This window comes from Pseudomonas californiensis, from assembly GCF_021147775.1.
Lineage (GTDB): Bacteria > Pseudomonadota > Gammaproteobacteria > Pseudomonadales > Pseudomonadaceae > Aquipseudomonas > Aquipseudomonas californiensis.
Genome location: NZ_JAGTPK010000121.1, coordinates 1 through 1,266, shown reverse-complemented (window position 1 = coordinate 1,266; position 1,266 = coordinate 1). Strand labels below are relative to the sequence as shown.

The window sequence follows — 1,266 nt, the reverse complement described above, 5'->3', positions numbered from 1 at the left end:
ACAGCGCTTTGAAATACCGTTCGCCGAGGGAGTTCAGGCGCTTGGCAGTCGGATTAATTTAACGGGGAGTTGGTGTCCGGTCTTGTAGGGGCGAGTCCACTTAACTAGGGTGCAATTCTCCACGCGCGATGAGCAGCAGCTCGTGAGGGACTCGAAATCCCCGCTTGGTTAAGGCTGCGCAACGATTTGCCGAATCCTCGTAGTCGCCAGAATCCTGCTCATAACGAAAACCCAACTCAAAGCCGAATGCGGCAAGCTCACCATCCTGCTCAGCGCACCGAGACCCAAATGCGAATGCTCTTTCGATGTAGCTCTCGTTGTAACGCAGCGCGTCGCGCACTGATCGCATATTTGGAAGAGGGAACCCCCTTTTTTCGACAATCAGATTGCGCAATGTAACTGAAAATCGGGTTTGAGCTAGAGTCCATTCAAAGAGACGGGAATGAGGCCGCCAAAATTTCGCTTTTAGCAAGCAGGCCAGATCCCTGCCACGCCTGAACGCATCCCAAGCGACCGAGTTGTCTTCGTCTTTGGCAGCTTCAAGTGCGGGCAGCCAAGTCAGTGCGTGCCAGGCTGGCAGCTCGGTAAAGTCTTCTATCAGTGGAGACAGCGAGTACCGCTTTTCGGTGCGCCAATTGCTGACCCTATCCCCTATCTCTCCAAAGCCGTCGAAGCTTAAAATCAAAGCGTCGTCATCACAAAGGCGCGCCGATAGTTTATCCCAGATACCTTCGTATTCAGGCGGGTACGCCTCAATATCGGGTCCGAGATAGAACTTTGAAAGCAGCCTAATCGCCGTGTTGTCGGTGAGCTCGGTGTGGATGTTTGACCAGGCATCACTGGAAGAAGTAGGTACTGCGGCAGGCGGGTATGGAGTTCGGCTGCATCTTCACGGGCAGTTCAACACACGCCATGCTCGTGATCCCAATTCGTGGAAGACCGCTCTATATGAGGGACTTTGAGATTCGGACTGGTTTTGCCTTGAAGGATTCCATCTAATCCGGACTCGGTCCTTGTAGGCCAGCTGCGCTGGGAGACGTTCCGAAGGTCGCCTCTTGCTAATGCCTTTGGCCCACAGTACGTAGGTAGTCACAGCTAGGGATTCTCCGAACAAGTCCCCGAATATGATGAAATACGCCTGACCACCTGATCCGAGCCGCCCATGAGTGGGGATTCCATGACCATCCGGACACCCATTCCACCGACATCCGGACACTGATTCCACGCTGATCCGGACACTCATTCCACAAGCATCCGGACACCGAT

At 53.9% G+C, this 1,266-nt stretch carries 1 protein-coding gene; it reads right to left on the bottom strand.

Features of this window, described 5'->3' with window-relative positions; translation table 11 throughout:
• Positions 1-100: 100 nt before the first annotated feature.
• Positions 101-685, bottom strand: a complete 585-nt coding sequence (locus tag KDX37_RS29170) for a hypothetical protein (RefSeq protein WP_231656633.1) — start codon at positions 683-685, stop codon at positions 101-103.
• Positions 686-1,266 lie beyond the last annotated feature (581 nt).